We start from the raw sequence: 16,221 nt of genomic DNA on the forward strand, positions 1-16,221 counted from the left end.
CTTAAACCCCACCACCGGATGCTGCTGATACGGCGCCTCCAGCTCGGCAACCTGCTCCGGCGTCAGCGTGATGTCCACCGCATTCAGCAGCTCATCCAGCTGTTCTTCCCGCGACGTGCCGATAATCGGTGCGGCAACCCCGCGTTTGCTCAGCAGCCATGCCAGCGCCACCTGGGCGCGGGTTGCACCGGTATCGTCGGCAATGCCTGCCAGACGCTCGGCAATCAGCGCATCGCTGGCTTCTGTACCGCCATAGAGATTTTTCCCCACTTCATCCGATACCAGGCGAGCCGTGGTTTCGCCCCATGGACGGGTCAGTCGACCGCGCGCCAGCGGGCTCCACGGGATCACCGCCACGCCCTCCTGATGGCACAGCGGCAGCATCTCGCGCTCTTCTTCACGATAGATCAGGTTGTAGTGATCCTGCATGGTGACAAAGCGTGCCCAGCCGTGCTGTGCCTGGAGATCCAGCGCCTGGGCAAACTGCGACGCGTGCATAGACGACGCGCCGATGTAGCGCGCTTTACCGGCTTTCACCACGTCGTTCAGCGCTTCAAGGGTCTCTTCAATGGGGGTGTTGTAATCCCAGCGGTGGATCTGCAGCAGGTCGACGTAATCCATGTTCAGGCGGCGAAGGCTGTCATCAATGGAACGCAGGATTTGCGCGCGAGAAAGGCCTTCGGGCAGATCGCCCGTCTGGTGATAAACCTTGGTAGCGACGACGATCTCATCCCGCCGGGAAAAGTCGCGCAGAGCGCGGCCAACGATCTCCTCGCTGCTGCCGTCGGAGTAGCTGTTGGCGGTGTCAAAGAAGTTAATGCCGCCTTCAATGGCGCGTTTGATAATCGGACGACTGCTCTCTTCCGGCAGCGTCCAGGCGTGGTTTCCCCGATCCGGCTCGCCAAAGGTCATGCAGCCCAGGCAAAGTCGGGAAACCTTCAGGTCCGTTTTTCCTAACGTAGTGTATTGCACGGTTCCGCTCCTGCTATTTTAAACATGAGGTTTAAGCATAGCAGGAGCGGTAAAGGGGAGGGGTTATGCCAGCCAGCTGCGGATTTTGGCTTCGATACCTGCGGCATCCAGACCAATCGCCGCGCGGGCTTCGTCCTGGGTACCTTGCGGAATGAAATGATCCGGCAGGCCGAGGTTCAGCACCGGAACGGCTTTACGGTTTGCCATCAGCACCTCGTTTACGCCGCTGCCCGCGCCGCCCATGATGGCGTTTTCTTCCAGCGTCACCAGCACGTCGTGGCTTTCCGCCATGCTCAGGATCAGGGACTCATCGAGCGGCTTAACGAAGCGCATATCCACCAGCGTGGCATTCAGCGTTTCGGCCACTTTTGCCGCTTCCGGCATCAGCGTGCCGAAGTTCAGGATCGCCACTTTCTCACCGCGACGCTTCACCAGGCCTTTACCGATCGCCAGTTTTTCCAGCGGCTGAAGTTCAACGCCCAGGGCATTGCCGCGCGGGTAGCGAACCGCGCTCGGACCGTCCTGATAGTGGTAACCGGTAAACAGCATCTGGCGACATTCGTTCTCGTCGCTCGGCGTCATGATCACCATGTCCGGGATGCAGCGCAGGAAAGAGAGATCAAATGCGCCCTGGTGCGTCTGACCGTCGGCACCCACGATGCCCGCGCGGTCGATAGCAAACAGCACCGGCAGCTTCTGGATGGCAACGTCGTGAATAACCTGATCGTAGGCGCGTTGCAGGAAGGTGGAGTAAATTGCCACCACCGGCTTGTAGCCACCGATCGCCAGACCCGCCGCAAACGTCACCGCATGTTGCTCGGCGATGGCAACGTCAAAATACTGGTCAGGGTATTTTTTGGAAAACTCGACCATGCCGGAGCCTTCACGCATGGCGGGCGTCACAGCCATCAGCTTGTTGTCTTTGGCCGCGGTTTCACACAGCCAGTCGCCGAAGATTTTCGAATAGCTCGGCATACCGCCGCTGCTTTTTGGCAGACAGCCGCTGGTATGGTCAAACTTCGGCACCGCGTGGAAGGTGATCGGATCTTTTTCCGCCGGTTCGTAACCACGCCCTTTTTTGGTCATGATGTGCAGGAACTGCGGGCCTTTCAGGTCGCGCATGTTCTTGAGCGTGGTCACCAGCCCCAGTACGTCGTGGCCGTCAACCGGGCCGATGTAGTTAAAGCCCAGCTCCTCAAACAGCGTGCCCGGCACCACCATGCCTTTGATGTGTTCTTCGGTACGCTTGAGCAGCTCTTTAATCGGCGGTACGCCGGAAAAGACTTTTTTGCCGCCTTCGCGCAGCGAGGAGTAAAGCTTGCCGGAAAGCAGCTGTGCCAGATGGTTATTCAGCGCACCCACGTTCTCGGAGATCGACATTTCGTTATCGTTAAGGATAACCAACATGTCCGGCTTGATATCACCCGCGTGGTTCATTGCCTCGAAGGCCATACCCGCAGTGATCGCCCCGTCGCCAATCACGCAGACGGTACGGCGCTGTTTGTTCTCTTTTTCTGCGGCAACGGCAATACCGATACCCGCTGAAATGGAGGTGGAGGAGTGACCGACGCTCAGCACGTCATACTCGCTCTCGCCGCGCCACGGGAACGGGTGCAGGCCGCCTTTCTGGCGAATAGTGCCAATTTTATCACGACGACCGGTCAGAATTTTGTGCGGATAGGCCTGATGGCCTACATCCCAGATGAGCTGGTCGAACGGCGTGTTATAGACGTAATGCAGCGCCACGGTCAGCTCAACCGTGCCAAGCCCGGAGGCGAAATGGCCGCTGGAGCGGCTAACGCTGTCGAGCAGGTAGCGACGCAGTTCGTCGCACAGCTTCGGCAGGCTCTCTTTCGGCAACAGGCGTAACTCCTGGGTGGAGTCAACTAACGCCAGTGTCGGGTATTTGGCAATATCAAAACTCATCAAAGGCTCATCGAGATAGGTTGTTTATTTATCACGCTGGATTATGTAGTCCGCTAGCGCTTCCAGTGCCGAGGTATCCAGCGATTGCGCGGCCAGCTGATTCAGCGACTGGCGGGCATCCTCTATCAGGTCCCGGGCTTTACGTTGGGCTTGCTCAAGACCCAGCAGGGCGGGGTAGGTACTTTTGCCAAGCTGCTGGTCCGCACCCTGACGTTTACCCAATGTTGCAGTATCGCCCACCACATCCAGAATGTCATCCTGAACCTGGAATGCCAGACCGATACTTTCTGCGTATCTGTCCAGAATCGGCAGGGCTTTGCGCCCGTGTTCACCCGCGCTCAGCGCGCCCAGGCGAACGGCTGCACGAATGAGCGCACCCGTCTTATGGCGATGAATGCGCTCCAGCTGTTCCAGATTAACCTGACGACCTTCCGCCTCTAAATCCAGTGCCTGACCGCCGCACATCCCGGCGACGCCGCTGGCCATTGCCAGTTCGGAGACCATCGCCAGACGGTCGCGATCGGCCACTTCCGCCATCGGTGCATCGCTTAAAATCGAGAATGCCAGCGTTTGAAGAGCATCCCCCGCCAGAATGGCATTCGCCTCGCCAAACTTAATGTGGCAGGTTGGCTGACCACGACGCAGATCGTCGTCGTCCATGGCCGGGAGATCGTCGTGGATCAGCGAATAGGCGTGGATGCACTCCACGGCGGCTGCCGGGGCGTCCAGCGTGTTATCGCTGATACCGAACATATTCCCCGTGGCGTACACCAGGAACGGGCGCAGGCGCTTTCCACCCAAGAGTGCGCCATAGTGCATGGCTTCAACCAGTGGAGTGTTCTGAAAAGGCTGCGGTTCAATGAAACGGCGCAGGGCATCATTGGCGCGGACAACGCGCGCCTGAAGCGCGTTAGCAAAATCCATTTACTCGGCGTCCGGTGTGAAAGGCGTGGTTTTCGCGTCTTCGCTGTCGGAAAGCAGGATCTGCACGCGCTGCTCGGCCTGCTGCAGTTTAACCTGCCCCTGGCGCGCCAGCTGCACGCCACGTTCGAATTCGTTGAGCGCGTCTTCCAGCGGGAGATCGCCGCTCTCAAGACGGGTAACTATCTGCTCCAGCTCACTCAGCGCAGTTTCAAAACTGGCCGGTGCGTCGTTCTTCTTCGGCATAGTGAATTGACTCTTATATTCTTCGCCCCATCATGGTAACGGACTCGGGGCAATTATCAAATAACGCGAGCGGCGCGATGGTGGTATACTTGCGCGCCTGGATGCAGCCACGGGTGTGGGCTGCTGTATCATTTTCCATTACAAGCCTTAATACGCTTGCCTAAGAAACATTGCCGCCATGAAGTTTATCATTAAATTGTTCCCTGAAATCACCATCAAAAGCCAATCTGTGCGTTTGCGCTTTATTAAAATTCTCACCGGGAACATTCGTAACGTATTAAAGCACTACGACGAAACGCTCGCCGTGGTGCGTCACTGGGACCACGTGGAAGTGCGCGCCAAAGACGAAAACAAACGTCTTGATATCCGCGACGCGCTGACCCGTATTCCGGGTATTCACCATATTCTGGAAGTGGAAGACGTCCCTTTCACCTCTATGCACGACATCTTCGAAAAAGCGCTGGTTCAGTATCGCGATCAGATCGAAGGCAAAACCTTCTGCGTGCGCGTGAAGCGTCGCGGCAAGCACGAGTTTAGCTCTATTGAAGTTGAGCGCTACGTGGGCGGCGGTCTGAACCAGCACGTCGAAACGGCGCGCGTGCGTCTGACCAACCCGGACGTGACCGTGAACCTGGAGATCGAAAACGATCGCCTGCTGCTGGTAAAAGGGCGCTATGAAGGCATCGGTGGCTTCCCAATCGGCACTCAGGAAGACGTATTGTCGCTGATCTCCGGCGGCTTCGACTCCGGCGTCTCCAGCTATATGCTGATGCGCCGCGGCTGTCGCGTACACTATTGTTTCTTCAACCTGGGCGGCGCGGCGCATGAAATCGGCGTTCGTCAGGTGGCGCATTACTTGTGGAACCGCTTCGGCAGCTCCCACCGCGTGCGTTTTGTGGCGATCAACTTCGAACCCGTGGTCGGCGAAATCCTCGAAAAAGTGGACGACGGCCAGATGGGCGTGGTGCTGAAGCGCATGATGGTACGTGCGGCGTCTAAAGTGGCTGAACGCTACGGCGTGCAGGCGCTGGTGACCGGTGAAGCGCTGGGCCAGGTTTCCAGCCAGACGCTGACCAACCTGCGTCTGATCGACAACGTGTCTGATACGCTAATCCTGCGTCCGCTGATCTCCCACGACAAAGAGCACATCATCGATCTGGCGCGCGAAATCGGCACCGAAGATTTTGCCCGCACCATGCCGGAATACTGCGGCGTGATCTCAAAAAGCCCAACCGTGAAAGCGGTGAAGGCGAAGATCGAAGCGGAAGAAGAGCACTTCGATTTCGGCATTCTGGAAAAAGTGGTGGCGGAAGCGTCCAACATTGATATCCGCGAGATTGCCCAGCAGACCGAGCAGGACGTGGTTGAAGTTGAAACCGTGAGCGGTTTCGGTGCTAACGATGCGATTCTGGATATCCGCTCTATCGACGAGCAGGATGACAAGCCGCTGAAAGTTGAAGGCGTGGACGTGGTTTCTCTTCCGTTCTACAAGCTGAGCACCAAGTTTGGCGATCTCGACCAGAGCAAAACGTATCTGCTGTGGTGTGAGCGCGGGGTGATGAGCCGCCTGCAGGCGCTGTATCTGCGCGAGCAGGGCTTTGCCAATGTGAAGGTGTATCGCCCGTAGATTCTCGCCGGGGAGTGCGGCCTGTTGCCCTCACCCCGGCCCTCTCCCACGGGGAGAGGGAGAACACCTATTCGTAATAATTATAAATCCCCGCTGGCATCACCAGCGACGATGCCACTTCGTACGCTTTCTCGCGTCCGACAAGCAGGTCAATAATCTTCAGCGCAAAATCAATCGCGGTGCCTGGCCCCTGGCTGGTGAGCAGGTTGACGCGCGGATCCCAGACCACGCGTTTATCCACCCAATGCTCTTCCGGGATCGTATCCTTAAGCCCCGGGAAGCCGGTCATGTTGCCGATGGGAAAGATATCGTGCGGCACCAGAACCGTTCCTGCTGCGGCACAGATAGCCGCGACGATGCGGCCGGATAAATGAAACTGACGCACGGTTTCAACCAGCAGCGGGCTGTCGCGAAAACATTCCGCGCCTTTCAGGCCGCCGGGCAGGACGATGATGTCGTACTCTCCGTCAGCCACCTGTACCAGCGGTGCATCCGCCAGGATTTTCACCCCGCGTGAACAGGTGATTGCCAGATTACCGTCGCTGGCGACGCTGGCGGTGGTGACCTTAATGCCGCCACGCACCATCAAATCGATAGTGGTGACGGCTTCCATCTCTTCGCTACCAGGGGCGAGGCAAATCAGTGCCGACGCGCTCATATTCACTCTCCTTACGTTTAACAAGGTCATACAGTCGGGCGTTTTCCGGCACCGCGATGCCGTGCGCGCGGGCGCGTTTTAACAGATAGCCAGTGATGTAGTCGATTTCCGTGTGGCGTAAAGCCCGAACGTCCTGCAGCATCGAGGAGATATTTTCTGCCGTACTATCAATAACCTGCTCGACATAATAACGTAAATCATCCGCCGAGGTATGCAGGCCTTCACGTTCAATCACCGAGGCGACTTCTTCACACAGCGCGGCAATCTCCTGAGGATGGTTTTTCAGCTCACCGTTCGGACAGTCCCACAGCGCCGTCAGCGGGTTGATCACGCAGTTCACCGCCAGCTTGCGCCACAGCTGAGGGCGGATGTTGTTGTGCCAGGCGACGTCTGGTAGCACTTTCTGTAACACGTCCGCCAGATAACTGTAGTCGCCGTCCTGCTCGCGGGCCGGACCGATATGGGTCACGCCGCTCGCAACATGCACGATGATATTGCCATCGCGCCGCGCCGCCTGAGTCGTGGTGGCCATTAGCAGCGGCTGCGAGATGCTCTTGAGTTCATCAATGGTTCCCATGCCATTATGCAGCAGCAAAATGGGGGCTGTGGGGGGGAGCTGCGCGGCCAGCGCTTTTACCGCATCGGAAACCTGCCACGCCTTGAGCGTCACCAGCAGCAGGTCGCTTTGCGCAAGGAAATCAGGATCATTGGCGGTAAGGGATTCGTTAAAGATACTTCCGTCTTCATCAATCAGATTTACACTGCAATAGGGCTGAGGCACGCGCAGCCAGCCCTGCACCTCATGTCCGTGCTTACATAGCGCGGTCAGCCATAGCTGACCCAGGGCTCCGCAACCGAGCACTGTAATTTTCATTGTTCCTCCTCACCTGCAACTGCGCCAGGTGTTACTGCCTAATTATAGCGCCGTCGACTATGCTTTTGAGTTATGCCTTGTTGCGGGTATTATGCAACGCAACAAAAATGAAGGGAGAAGAAAAGATGCCATCTTTCGATATTGTTTCCGAAGTTGATATCCAGGAAGTGCGTAACGGCGTGGATAACGCCAGCCGTGAAGTTGAGTCACGTTTCGATTTCCGTGGCGTTGAGGCGACGTTTGAACTGAAACGACGCAAATAAGACCACTAAGGTGCTGAGCGAGTCTGATTTCCAGGTCAATCAGCTGCTCGACATTTTGCGCGCCAAGCTGTTAAAGCGCGGCATTGAAGGTACCTCGCTGGACGTGCCGGAAGAGTTTGTCCACAGCGGCAAAACCTGGTTCGTGGAAGCGAAGCTGAAGCAGGGCATTGAGAGCGCGGTGCAGAAGAAGATCGTGAAGCTCATCAAAGACAGCAAGCTGAAGGTGCAGGCGCAAATCCAGGGCGAAGAGATTCGTGTGACCGGGAAATCTCGCGACGACCTGCAGGGCGTGATGGCGCTGATCCGCGGCGGCGATCTGGGACAGCCGTTCCAGTTCAAAAATTTCCGCGATTAAGACAAAAATGCCCGGTTTAACCGGGCATTTTTTTAAGCTTTCAGGGCCTGCTCCACCTCGAAGCGGTTGGTCACCTTGCTGTCTATTTTAACGTAAGCGCTACGTTCCTCCGGCACTATCAGCACTTCAGTCACGCCTTCTTTTGCTTCCAGACGCTGTTTGAGCGCATCACTGACGTCGACCTCTTCCGGAATTTCCACGCGCAGGCTGCTCACGTAGCGTGGCTCTTTCATGGTGCTGGCAACCAGCAGCCAGACCATCGCCAGCAGCGCACCGGCGAGAAACACGGTTTGCGAATCAAACAGGCCGTCCACCCAGCCGCCGAGCGAGCCGCCAATGGCCACCCCGAGGAACTGGCTGGTGGAGTAAATGCCCATTGCCGTACCCTTATAGCCCGCCGGAGATTCTTTACTGATAAGCGACGGCAGCAGCGCTTCCATCAGGTTAAACGCCAGGAAGAACAGCTGTACGCCAGCAACCAGTTCCCAGAAGTGCGGGCCGGAGCCCCAGAGCACGATCTCGGCAACCAGCAGCAACGCCACGCAGCCCACGAAAACGCGCTTCATCTTGCGCTTCACTTCGGCGTAGATGATAAACGGCACCACGGAGACAAATGAGATCAGCATCGTCACCAGATAGATTTTCCAGTGCTCGGCGGCAGGGAAGCCCGCAGCGGCAAGCTGGCCGGGCAGGGCGACGAAGGTGGACATCAGCAGAATGTGCAGGCACATAATACCGAAGTTCAGCTTGAGCAGGCGCGGCTCGACAATCACCTTACTAAAGCAGCCTTTCACCATTCCGGATTCACGGTTCAGAACGTGGTTTTTGCTGTCCGGCACCACCCACAGCGTAAGCGCGATCCCGATGGTCGCCAGCACGGCAATCATCCAGAACAGGGCGTGCAGCCCCAGTTTGTGGGTGATGACAGGGCCGAGCACCATCGCAATCGCAAACGTCACGCCAAAGCTGACGCCGATAAAGGCCATTGCCTTGGTGCGGTTCTGCTCGCGGGTGAGATCTGAAAGCAGCGCCATCACGGCGGCGGCAATCGCGCCGGAGCCCTGCAGGGCGCGGCCAAGAATAATTCCCCAGATAGAGTGGGAGAGGGCGGCAATTACGCTACCGAGTACAAAGACTAGCAGACCGCCGACAATCAGTGGTTTACGACCAACGCGGTCTGAGAGCCGCCCAAAGGGGATCTGAAATACCGCCTGCGCCAGTCCGTAGATACCAATGGCCAAACCAATCAGCGCTTCGCTGGCTCCCTGTAGCGCCATGCCGTACGTGGTCAGAACAGGCAGGACCATAAACATGCCAAGCATCCGTAGCGAGAAAACAGTCCCTAAACCCCAGGTCGCGCGTAGCTCGCCCGGCGTCATTTTATAATCGTTCATTGCCACCTCAATTCAAAAGCAGGCACTAGTTTAGGCGGGGTGTTAATTGCGGTAAATAGGTGTTTGTTTAAGAGATATTACCATCGTGCAAAACCGCGTCAGGTGGCGGCGATGCCTTACCCGACCTACCGATCCCGTAGGCCCGTGCAAGCGTAGCGCCGCCGGGCAAAAAAAAAGCCAGGTGATTAACCTGGCTTTTTCAATTCAGCACACTTACCAGACGTAAGTGAGCAGGTTGTGTGAATCCGGCACCATAAAGTCTACGGACATCATCACGGACAGCGAGGTGATGGCGACAATCGAGAACACAAACAGCTTGCGCGCCCAGACTTTGTCATCTTCCACTTTGTAACCGCGCAGCGCCATGCCGAGCCACCAGACGCTCACTGCAGCCGCCACCACCAGATATTTATACCCGGCGTAGCCGCCCAGAGAGAGCATCAGCGTTGCCACAGCAAAGGCGATGATGTAGAGCGTGATGTGGTTCTTGGCAACGGAAATGCCCTTCACGACCGGCAGAACCGGAATGTTCGCTGCCTGATAATCCTTAAAGCGGAAAATCGCGATGGCATAGGAGTGCGGCATCTGCCACAGGCTAAAGATAGCCAGCAGTATCAGCGCACCGCTGTCGAACTCGTTCGTGACTGCGCAGTAGCCAATCACCGGCGGCGCAGCGCCGGAGAGAGAACCAATCAGCGTGCCGTAGACGGAGTGACGCTTCATATACAGGCTGTAGACGCCCACATACACCACGAACCCCATCACCCCCAGCCAGCAGGCCAGCGGGTTAGCACCAAACCACAGCAGCATAAAGCCAGCAATACCCAGCAAGGTGGCGTACACCAGCGAGACGGAAGGGGCGATCAGGCCTTTCACCAGCACCCGATTTTTGGTCCTTTCCATCTTCTTGTCGATATCCATGTCGATGTAGTTGTTAAATACACAACCGGACGCAACAACCAGTGACACACCGACCAGCGTGTAGATAAAGAGGGTGTAATCAATGCTGCCCTTAGAGGCCAACAGGAACCCTCCGATCACGGAGATCAGGTTGCCAAAGATGATGCCTGGTTTCGTTACTTGCAGGTATTGCTTAAACATACTCGCCGCTCTTAGTGAACCATCATGTTGTAGTTAAGGTTCCACATAATCCAGATGGAACCGACTACCAGGATAGCGATGATAATCACGGTAAAGATAAAGGCCGTCATATTCCAGCCTTCATCGGACTTGGTGTTCATGTGCAGGAAGCAAACCAGATGCACCAGAATCTGAATCACAGCGGTTACCAGGATTGCGCCCAGGATAACCGGCTTAGACGCAGAACCGTTCATCACCATCCAGAACGGGATCACCGTCAGGATGATCGACAGGATGAAACCTGTCATGTAGGTTTTTACGCTGCCGTGGGAAGCGCCATGATCGTTTGAATGACTCATTACATCGCCCCCATCAGATAGACAACAGAGAACACACAGATCCATACCACGTCCAGGAAGTGCCAGAACAGGCTCAGGCACATGATACGGGTACGGTTAGTGCTGGTCAGGCCGCGACGGGATACCTGGAACATCAGTACCGCCATCCAGATCAGACCAGAGGTTACGTGCAGACCGTGAGTACCGACCAGCGCGAAGAACGCGGACAGGAAGCCACTGCGATCCGGACCGAAACCTTCCATGATCAGGTGATGGAATTCATAGATTTCCATCCCGATAAATCCAGCACCAAACAACCAGGTCAACGCCAGCCAGGAGACAACCTGGCTCTTGTTGTTTTTGTACATGGCGATAGCCGCCATGCCGTAGGTGATGGAGCTGAATAACAGCAGTGCGGTTTCAACCAGAACGAACGGCAGTTCAAAGATGTCCTTACCGGTCGGGCCGCCCGCTGTGCCGTTCACCAGAACGGCATAGGTTGCGAACAGACAGCAGAACAGAATGCAGTCGCTCATCAGGTAGATCCAGAAACCGAAGACTTTCATCGGTCCTGTATCGTGGTGCGCATGTTCATGCGCGTGGGCAGTTGAGTGCGCCAGAGTATCAGTTGCCATTTTTCAGCCCCGCTTTAGAAATCTCGTCGAAATGCTGATTTTCCAGCTTTTCAACTTCACGGACTGGTACGTAGTAGTCCACGTCCTCGTCAAAGCTCTTCACAATCCAGCTGATTACGATGCCGGCGAAGCCAACAATCGCCATCCACCAGATGTGCCAGATCATTGCGAAACCAAATACCGTTGCGAATGCGGCAATCACGATGCCCGCGCCGCTGTTTTTCGGCATGTGGATCTCTTCGTAATGAGCAGGTTGCTTGTACGCTTCACCTTTTTCTTTCATTTCCCAGAATGCGTCGCGTTCATGGATCTGCGGCACAACGGCAAAGTTATAGAACGGCGGTGGAGAAGAGGTCGCCCACTCCAGCGTACGGCCACCCCATGGGTCACCGGTCAGGTCACGGTTCTGGTCGCGGTCGCGAATAGACACGTAGAACTGAACCAGCTGAGACGCGATACCACAGGCAATCAGCACTGCGCCGCCCGCTGCAACCATCAGCATTGGGTGGAACTGCGGATCGATCTGCTGGCTCAGACGACGGGTCATACCCATGAAGCCCAGCACGTACAGCGGCATAAATGCTACGAAGAAGCCGATGATCCAGAACCAGAACGCGCGTTTACCCCATTTTTCGTTCAGCGTGAAGCCGAACGCTTTTGGCCACCAGTAGGTTACGCCAGCGAAGCAGCCGAAGACCACGCCACCGATGATAACGTTATGGAAGTGCGCAATCAGGAACAGACTGTTGTGCAGCACGAAGTCAGCACCCGGTACCGCCAGCAGTACGCCGGTCATCCCACCTACGGAGAAGGTCACGATGAAGCCGATGGTCCACAGCATTGCTGAGTGGAACACGATACGGCCCTGGTACATGGTGAACAGCCAGTTGAAGATCTTCACCCCGGTAGGGATGGCGATAATCATGGTCGTAATACCGAAGAAGGCGTTTACGTTCGCGCCCGCACCCATGGTGAAGAAGTGGTGCAGCCAAACGATGAACGACAGAACGGTAATACAGACGGTTGCCCACACCAGAGAGGTGTAACCAAACAGACGTTTACGCGAGAAGGTAGCAGCGATTTCGGAGAACACACCGAAGACCGGCAGAACCAGGATGTACACTTCCGGGTGACCCCAGGCCCAAATCAGGTTGATGTACATCATCATGTTGCCACCCATATCATTCGTGAAGAAATGGGTGCCCAGGTAGCGGTCCAGGGTCAGCAGCGCGATGGTGACAGTCAGGATTGGGAAGGACGCAATGATCAGGATGTTGGCGCACAGAGATGCCCAGGTAAATACCGGCATCTTGAACATGGTCATGCCAGGGGCACGCATCTTGATAATGGTCACGAAGAAGTTGATACCGGTCAGGGTCGTACCGACACCGGAGAGCTGAAGCGCCCAAATCCAGTAGTCGACGCCAACGCCCGGACTGTACTCAATTCCCGACAGCGGCGGGTACGCCAGCCAGCCGGTCTGAGCAAATTCGCCCACACCCAGTGACAGGTTAACCAGGATAACGCCGACAACCGTGAACCAGAAGCTCAGGTTGTTCAGGAACGGGAACGCCACGTCGCGCGCGCCGATTTGCAGCGGAACGACAACGTTCATCAGACCGATAACCAGCGGCATCGCCACGAAGAAGATCATGATAACGCCGTGGGCGGTAAAGATCTGATCGTAGTGGTGCGGCGGCAGGAAGCCGGCTTCACCCGCCGAGGCGAGTGCCTGCTGGCTACGCATCATGATCGCATCCGCAAAGCCACGAATTAACATGACGATACCGACGATGCAGTACATGATGCCGAGTTTTTTGTGGTCAACCGAAGTCAGCCACTCATTCCACAGGTAGCTCCACTTACCGAAGTAAGTGATCAAGCCCAGTAAGGCTGCGCCACCGATGATAATTGCAGCCACCGTAACCACGATAATGGGTTCGTGGTAGGGCACTGCATCCAGTGTCAATTTTCCGAACATTTTCTTCCTCGGCCCCTTAGTGAGCGGTTTCCGCGTGGCTCATGTCCATGCCTTCCATACCTTCGTGCGCGCTGTGCTCGCCTTCAGGCTGGGTCATGTCCATGCTCTTGCCGTGATCCATAAATTTGCCAATGACGTCTTTAAACAAATCTGGTTTCACGTTAGAGAAGTACTCCACCTTGTCGTATTCGCTAGGCGTAGCCACTTTTTCGAACGCCGCCATGTCAGACATGGTGTTAGTAGACTGCTTCGCTTTTTCAACCCACTGGTCGAAAGCGGCACGGTCTGGCGTTGCGATAGCTTTGAACTTCATACCTGAGAAGCCCGGGCCGCTATAGCTGGCGGAGATACCATCATAGGTGCCTGCTTCATTCGCGATCAGGTGCAGGTTAGTCTGCATACCGGCCATCGCGTAAATCTGGCTACCCAGACGCGGGATGAAGAAGGAGTTCATTACGGAGTTGGAGGTCACTTTGAACTGAACCGGAGTGTTCGCCGGGAAGGCGATTTCATTCACGGTAGCAATGCCCTGCTCTGGATAGATGAAGAACCATTTCCAGTCCATGGAGACCACTTCAATGGTAATAGGTTTCTCATCGTGAACCAGCGGTTTGCTTGGCTCAAGTGCGTGAGTGGTTTTCCAGGTCAGAACGGCAAGGAACAGGATGATCAGAATAGGTACCGTCCAGACCACAGCTTCCACTTTATTGGAGTGTGACCAGTTAGGGCTATACTTCGCATCTTTATTGCTCGCACGATACTTCCAGGCGAAACCAACTGCCATCAAAATGGCTGGAATAACCACAATCATCATCAGGCCAAATGCCGTCAGAATCAGTGAACGTTGTTCCAGTCCAATCTGTCCTTTGGGGTCTAGTAGTGCAGAATCGCAGCCACTGAGTAATACAGTGCCCGCGAATAATGACAACCATCCCAAACTTTTATTGTATTTCCCGAGTCTCATTTAACGACCTCAATTCCACGGAGTCTGGTGGCGTTTAAAGTGTGGGGGCATTTTACGGGAAGGTTACATTACTGTAAACATCATTAGGCCTGTGTCAGGAAGGTGTTACTGGGTTCTGCCGCACATGTCACAAGTGTTGCAAATTATGTCGCTTTTTAAGACATAAGCCGCATGGCGCGGGCTTTATAACGAAAGGACCCCCAAGCATACCCTAAAAGGGGCAATTGGTATAACCATTGTTAAAAATAAACAAAAAATTAACAATTAATTATCAATAAAAAGACAACTAAAAAACGAAAATTCAATGTTTCAAATGCTGAATCGTTTAACGAGAAAATAGAGTTTGGAATTGACTCCAATAATTTCCAGAAGCTATCCCGCACAAAACAACAAATATTTTTTTTCGCGATTGTCGGTTATTTCGCCGTTATAATTTCACTTCGTGATTACAACGGGAAATAACCTTTCGTTTTTTTCTTCAGCTCATCTGCGTTTTGCGCAATGCCAGAAAATCGAGAAGTCCCCCGATAAGGATCCCGGCGATGGCGAACAGGGCACCCACGTCCAGCAGGAGCGTTTCGAGCGGGAGCGTCAGAGAGGTGGTTGCATTAATGATGAGTACGACAAGCCACAATCCCAGCGCAAGGCACCCCACCGTTAACAACCATAAGGCAAAACGGTAGGCGCGGTGATATTCGGTACGCGGCATAAAGTGTTCAGTACGCTGGGTATATTCCAGCGTTTGACGACACACCAGCAGCAATAAAATCCCCGGCACGGCGGCAACCACCGAGAAGAGATAAAATGTCGGCCAGCCGTGGGCTTCAACGAACCAGCCTGCAATGGGGCCGACATAAACGCGGCCCACGGCGGAAAGTGCTGAAAGCAGGGCAAACTGCGTGGCGGAAAATGATTTGTTGCACAGGGTCATCAGCAGGGCGACAAAGGCTGCCGTTCCCATTCCGCCGCAGAGGTTTTCAAAGAACACGGCTGCCGCCATGCTGATCATATGCTTATCGGAAATCGACAGCAGCCAGTAGCCCGCATTCGACGCCCCTTGCAGGATGCCGAAGATCAGCAGGGCGCGGAACAGCGTCAGCCGCTGCATCAACACGCCGCCGTACAAGGCGCCGACGATAGTTGCAAACAGTCCCAGCGTTTTATTCACCACGCCAACTTCCCCGGCATCAAAACCGACGCCGCGTATGAGGAAGGTGGTGGTCAGACTCATGGCAAAGGCATCGCCGAGTTTATACAGGACAATCAGCAGCAAAATCAGCCAGGCATTGTTGCGGCCAAAAAAATCACGCAATGGTTCAGCGACGGCCTGCTCCAGCGAGCGTGGAACCGGGATCACATCGCTCGGTTCAGGCGCGAACAAGGTGGCAATAATGCAGGGGATCAGCAGTGCGGCCATCAGCCAGTACATGCCCTGCCAGCCGAGATAGCGGTCAGCAAGCCACAGTGCGAGTCCACCGGAAACCAGCATGCCCAGTCGATAGCCCAGCACGCTGATGGCGGCACCCGCACCACGCTCTTCCGCTGGCAACACGTCCGTTTTCCAGGCATCGAACACGATATCCTGCGACGCGGAACAGAAGGCAATCACCACCGCAAGCGCCGCCATCCAGCGCAATTGCGTGGAAGGTTCGAGGAAGCCCATGGCGGCAATGGCCAGCAGTAACAGCACCTGCGTCATGACCAGCCAACCGCGACGCCGCCCGAGGAACGGCGGGGTATAACGGTCCATCACCGGAGACCAGAGGAACTTAAAGACGTAAGCCTGGCCGACAAGCGAGAAGAAGCCGATGGTTTTGAGATCGATATTCTCGACGGTCATCCACGCCTGTAAGGTGCCGGAGGTGAGCGCGAGGGGTAAACCGGAGGCGAAACCGAGGATCAGCAGAATGGCTGATTTCGGTTGCTGGAAAATGCGTAAGTAGTGACTGGCCATGTTTTTATTGAAACTGACCCGGCGAAGCACCGG

General features: G+C 55.6%; 14 protein-coding genes and 1 pseudogene. 2 read left to right on the forward strand and 13 right to left on the reverse strand.

Annotated elements, in window-relative coordinates; all coding sequences use genetic code 11:
* The 4 genes from ENTMO_RS0105840 to xseB form a co-directional block, all read right to left on the reverse strand.
* Window positions 1-972: aldo/keto reductase (locus ENTMO_RS0105840; RefSeq protein ID WP_010428078.1), on the reverse strand; the 972-nt coding region annotated here is incomplete at its 3' end.
* Between the two features lie 63 nt (window positions 973-1,035).
* Complete coding sequence (gene dxs, locus ENTMO_RS0105845) at window positions 1,036-2,898, reverse strand: 1-deoxy-D-xylulose-5-phosphate synthase (protein WP_010428079.1); 1,863 nt, start codon at window positions 2,896-2,898, stop codon at window positions 1,036-1,038.
* A gap of 24 nt (window positions 2,899-2,922) precedes the next feature.
* A complete protein-coding gene (gene ispA, locus ENTMO_RS0105850; RefSeq protein ID WP_010428080.1) occupies window positions 2,923-3,822 on the reverse strand; it encodes a (2E,6E)-farnesyl diphosphate synthase in 900 nt (299 codons plus the stop codon).
* Window positions 3,823-4,065, reverse strand: a complete 243-nt coding sequence (gene xseB / locus ENTMO_RS0105855) for an exodeoxyribonuclease VII small subunit (protein WP_003859094.1) — start codon at window positions 4,063-4,065, stop codon at window positions 3,823-3,825.
* Window positions 4,066-4,243: 178 nt separating this feature from the next.
* Between xseB and thiI the strand changes: the two genes are divergently transcribed.
* The gene (thiI, locus tag ENTMO_RS0105860) at window positions 4,244-5,692 is read left to right on the forward strand and encodes a tRNA uracil 4-sulfurtransferase ThiI (RefSeq protein WP_010428085.1); all 1,449 of its coding nucleotides are present in this window, start codon (window positions 4,244-4,246) and stop codon (window positions 5,690-5,692) included.
* A gap of 67 nt (window positions 5,693-5,759) precedes the next feature.
* Here thiI and yajL read toward each other — a convergent pair whose 3' ends face one another.
* Together yajL and panE are read right to left on the reverse strand one after the other, a co-directional pair.
* The gene (yajL, locus tag ENTMO_RS0105865; protein ID WP_010428087.1) at window positions 5,760-6,350 is read right to left on the reverse strand and encodes a protein deglycase YajL; all 591 of its coding nucleotides are present in this window, start codon (window positions 6,348-6,350) and stop codon (window positions 5,760-5,762) included.
* A complete protein-coding gene (gene panE / locus ENTMO_RS0105870; protein ID WP_010428088.1) occupies window positions 6,313-7,224 on the reverse strand; it encodes a 2-dehydropantoate 2-reductase in 912 nt (303 codons plus the stop codon). The genes yajL and panE overlap by 38 nt, the downstream gene beginning before the upstream one ends.
* A gap of 125 nt (window positions 7,225-7,349) precedes the next feature.
* Between panE and ENTMO_RS23880 the strand changes: the two are divergent.
* A pseudogene (locus tag ENTMO_RS23880) lies at window positions 7,350-7,842 on the forward strand (YajQ family cyclic di-GMP-binding protein).
* A gap of 32 nt (window positions 7,843-7,874) precedes the next feature.
* On the opposite strand, the gene ENTMO_RS0105880 reads toward ENTMO_RS23880, so the two are convergent.
* The 7 genes from ENTMO_RS0105880 to ampG form a co-directional block, all read right to left on the reverse strand.
* The gene (locus ENTMO_RS0105880) at window positions 7,875-9,236 is read right to left on the reverse strand and encodes an MFS transporter (protein WP_010428090.1); all 1,362 of its coding nucleotides are present in this window, start codon (window positions 9,234-9,236) and stop codon (window positions 7,875-7,877) included.
* Window positions 9,237-9,449: 213 nt separating this feature from the next.
* Window positions 9,450-10,337: a heme o synthase gene (gene cyoE / locus ENTMO_RS0105885; RefSeq protein WP_010428092.1), complete on the reverse strand. Its 888-nt coding sequence runs from the start codon at window positions 10,335-10,337 to the stop codon at window positions 9,450-9,452.
* 11 nt (window positions 10,338-10,348) lie between these two features.
* Complete coding sequence (locus ENTMO_RS0105890) at window positions 10,349-10,675, reverse strand: cytochrome o ubiquinol oxidase subunit IV (RefSeq protein ID WP_006809888.1); 327 nt, start codon at window positions 10,673-10,675, stop codon at window positions 10,349-10,351.
* The gene (locus ENTMO_RS0105895; protein WP_006176900.1) at window positions 10,675-11,289 is read right to left on the reverse strand and encodes a cytochrome o ubiquinol oxidase subunit III; all 615 of its coding nucleotides are present in this window, start codon (window positions 11,287-11,289) and stop codon (window positions 10,675-10,677) included. The genes ENTMO_RS0105890 and ENTMO_RS0105895 overlap by 1 nt, the downstream gene beginning before the upstream one ends.
* Complete coding sequence (gene cyoB / locus ENTMO_RS0105900) at window positions 11,279-13,270, reverse strand: cytochrome o ubiquinol oxidase subunit I (RefSeq protein ID WP_010428097.1); 1,992 nt, start codon at window positions 13,268-13,270, stop codon at window positions 11,279-11,281. The genes ENTMO_RS0105895 and cyoB overlap by 11 nt, the downstream gene beginning before the upstream one ends.
* Window positions 13,271-13,286: 16 nt before the next feature.
* Window positions 13,287-14,234, reverse strand: coding sequence for a cytochrome o ubiquinol oxidase subunit II (gene cyoA / locus ENTMO_RS0105905; RefSeq protein WP_010428099.1), 948 nt, complete (start codon window positions 14,232-14,234; stop codon window positions 13,287-13,289).
* Window positions 14,235-14,712: 478 nt separating this feature from the next.
* Window positions 14,713-16,188, reverse strand: coding sequence for a muropeptide MFS transporter AmpG (ampG, locus tag ENTMO_RS0105910; protein ID WP_010428100.1), 1,476 nt, complete (start codon window positions 16,186-16,188; stop codon window positions 14,713-14,715).
* Window positions 16,189-16,221 lie beyond the last annotated feature (33 nt).

The sequence above is a fragment of the Enterobacter mori LMG 25706 genome (assembly GCF_000211415.1).
In the GTDB taxonomy this organism is placed as follows: Bacteria; Pseudomonadota; Gammaproteobacteria; order Enterobacterales; family Enterobacteriaceae; genus Enterobacter; species Enterobacter mori.

Excerpts from the sequence above, each read along its gene's own strand:
- dxs (WP_010428079.1), bottom strand. The coding sequence starts at position 2,898 with ATGAGTTTTGATATTGCCAAATACCCGACACTGGCGTTAGTTGACTCC.
- ispA (WP_010428080.1), bottom strand. The coding sequence starts at position 3,822 with ATGGATTTTGCTAACGCGCTTCAGGCGCGCGTTGTCCGCGCCAATGAT.
- xseB (WP_003859094.1), bottom strand. The coding sequence starts at position 4,065 with ATGCCGAAGAAGAACGACGCACCGGCCAGTTTTGAAACTGCGCTGAGT.
- thiI (WP_010428085.1), top strand. The coding sequence starts at position 4,244 with ATGAAGTTTATCATTAAATTGTTCCCTGAAATCACCATCAAAAGCCAA.
- yajL (WP_010428087.1), bottom strand. The coding sequence starts at position 6,350 with ATGAGCGCGTCGGCACTGATTTGCCTCGCCCCTGGTAGCGAAGAGATG.
- panE (WP_010428088.1), bottom strand. The coding sequence starts at position 7,224 with ATGAAAATTACAGTGCTCGGTTGCGGAGCCCTGGGTCAGCTATGGCTG.
- ENTMO_RS0105880 (WP_010428090.1), bottom strand. The coding sequence starts at position 9,236 with ATGAACGATTATAAAATGACGCCGGGCGAGCTACGCGCGACCTGGGGT.
- cyoE (WP_010428092.1), bottom strand. The coding sequence starts at position 10,337 with ATGTTTAAGCAATACCTGCAAGTAACGAAACCAGGCATCATCTTTGGC.
- ENTMO_RS0105890 (WP_006809888.1), bottom strand. The coding sequence starts at position 10,675 with ATGAGTCATTCAAACGATCATGGCGCTTCCCACGGCAGCGTAAAAACC.
- ENTMO_RS0105895 (WP_006176900.1), bottom strand. The coding sequence starts at position 11,289 with ATGGCAACTGATACTCTGGCGCACTCAACTGCCCACGCGCATGAACAT.
- cyoB (WP_010428097.1), bottom strand. The coding sequence starts at position 13,270 with ATGTTCGGAAAATTGACACTGGATGCAGTGCCCTACCACGAACCCATT.
- cyoA (WP_010428099.1), bottom strand. The coding sequence starts at position 14,234 with ATGAGACTCGGGAAATACAATAAAAGTTTGGGATGGTTGTCATTATTC.
- ampG (WP_010428100.1), bottom strand. The coding sequence starts at position 16,188 with ATGGCCAGTCACTACTTACGCATTTTCCAGCAACCGAAATCAGCCATT.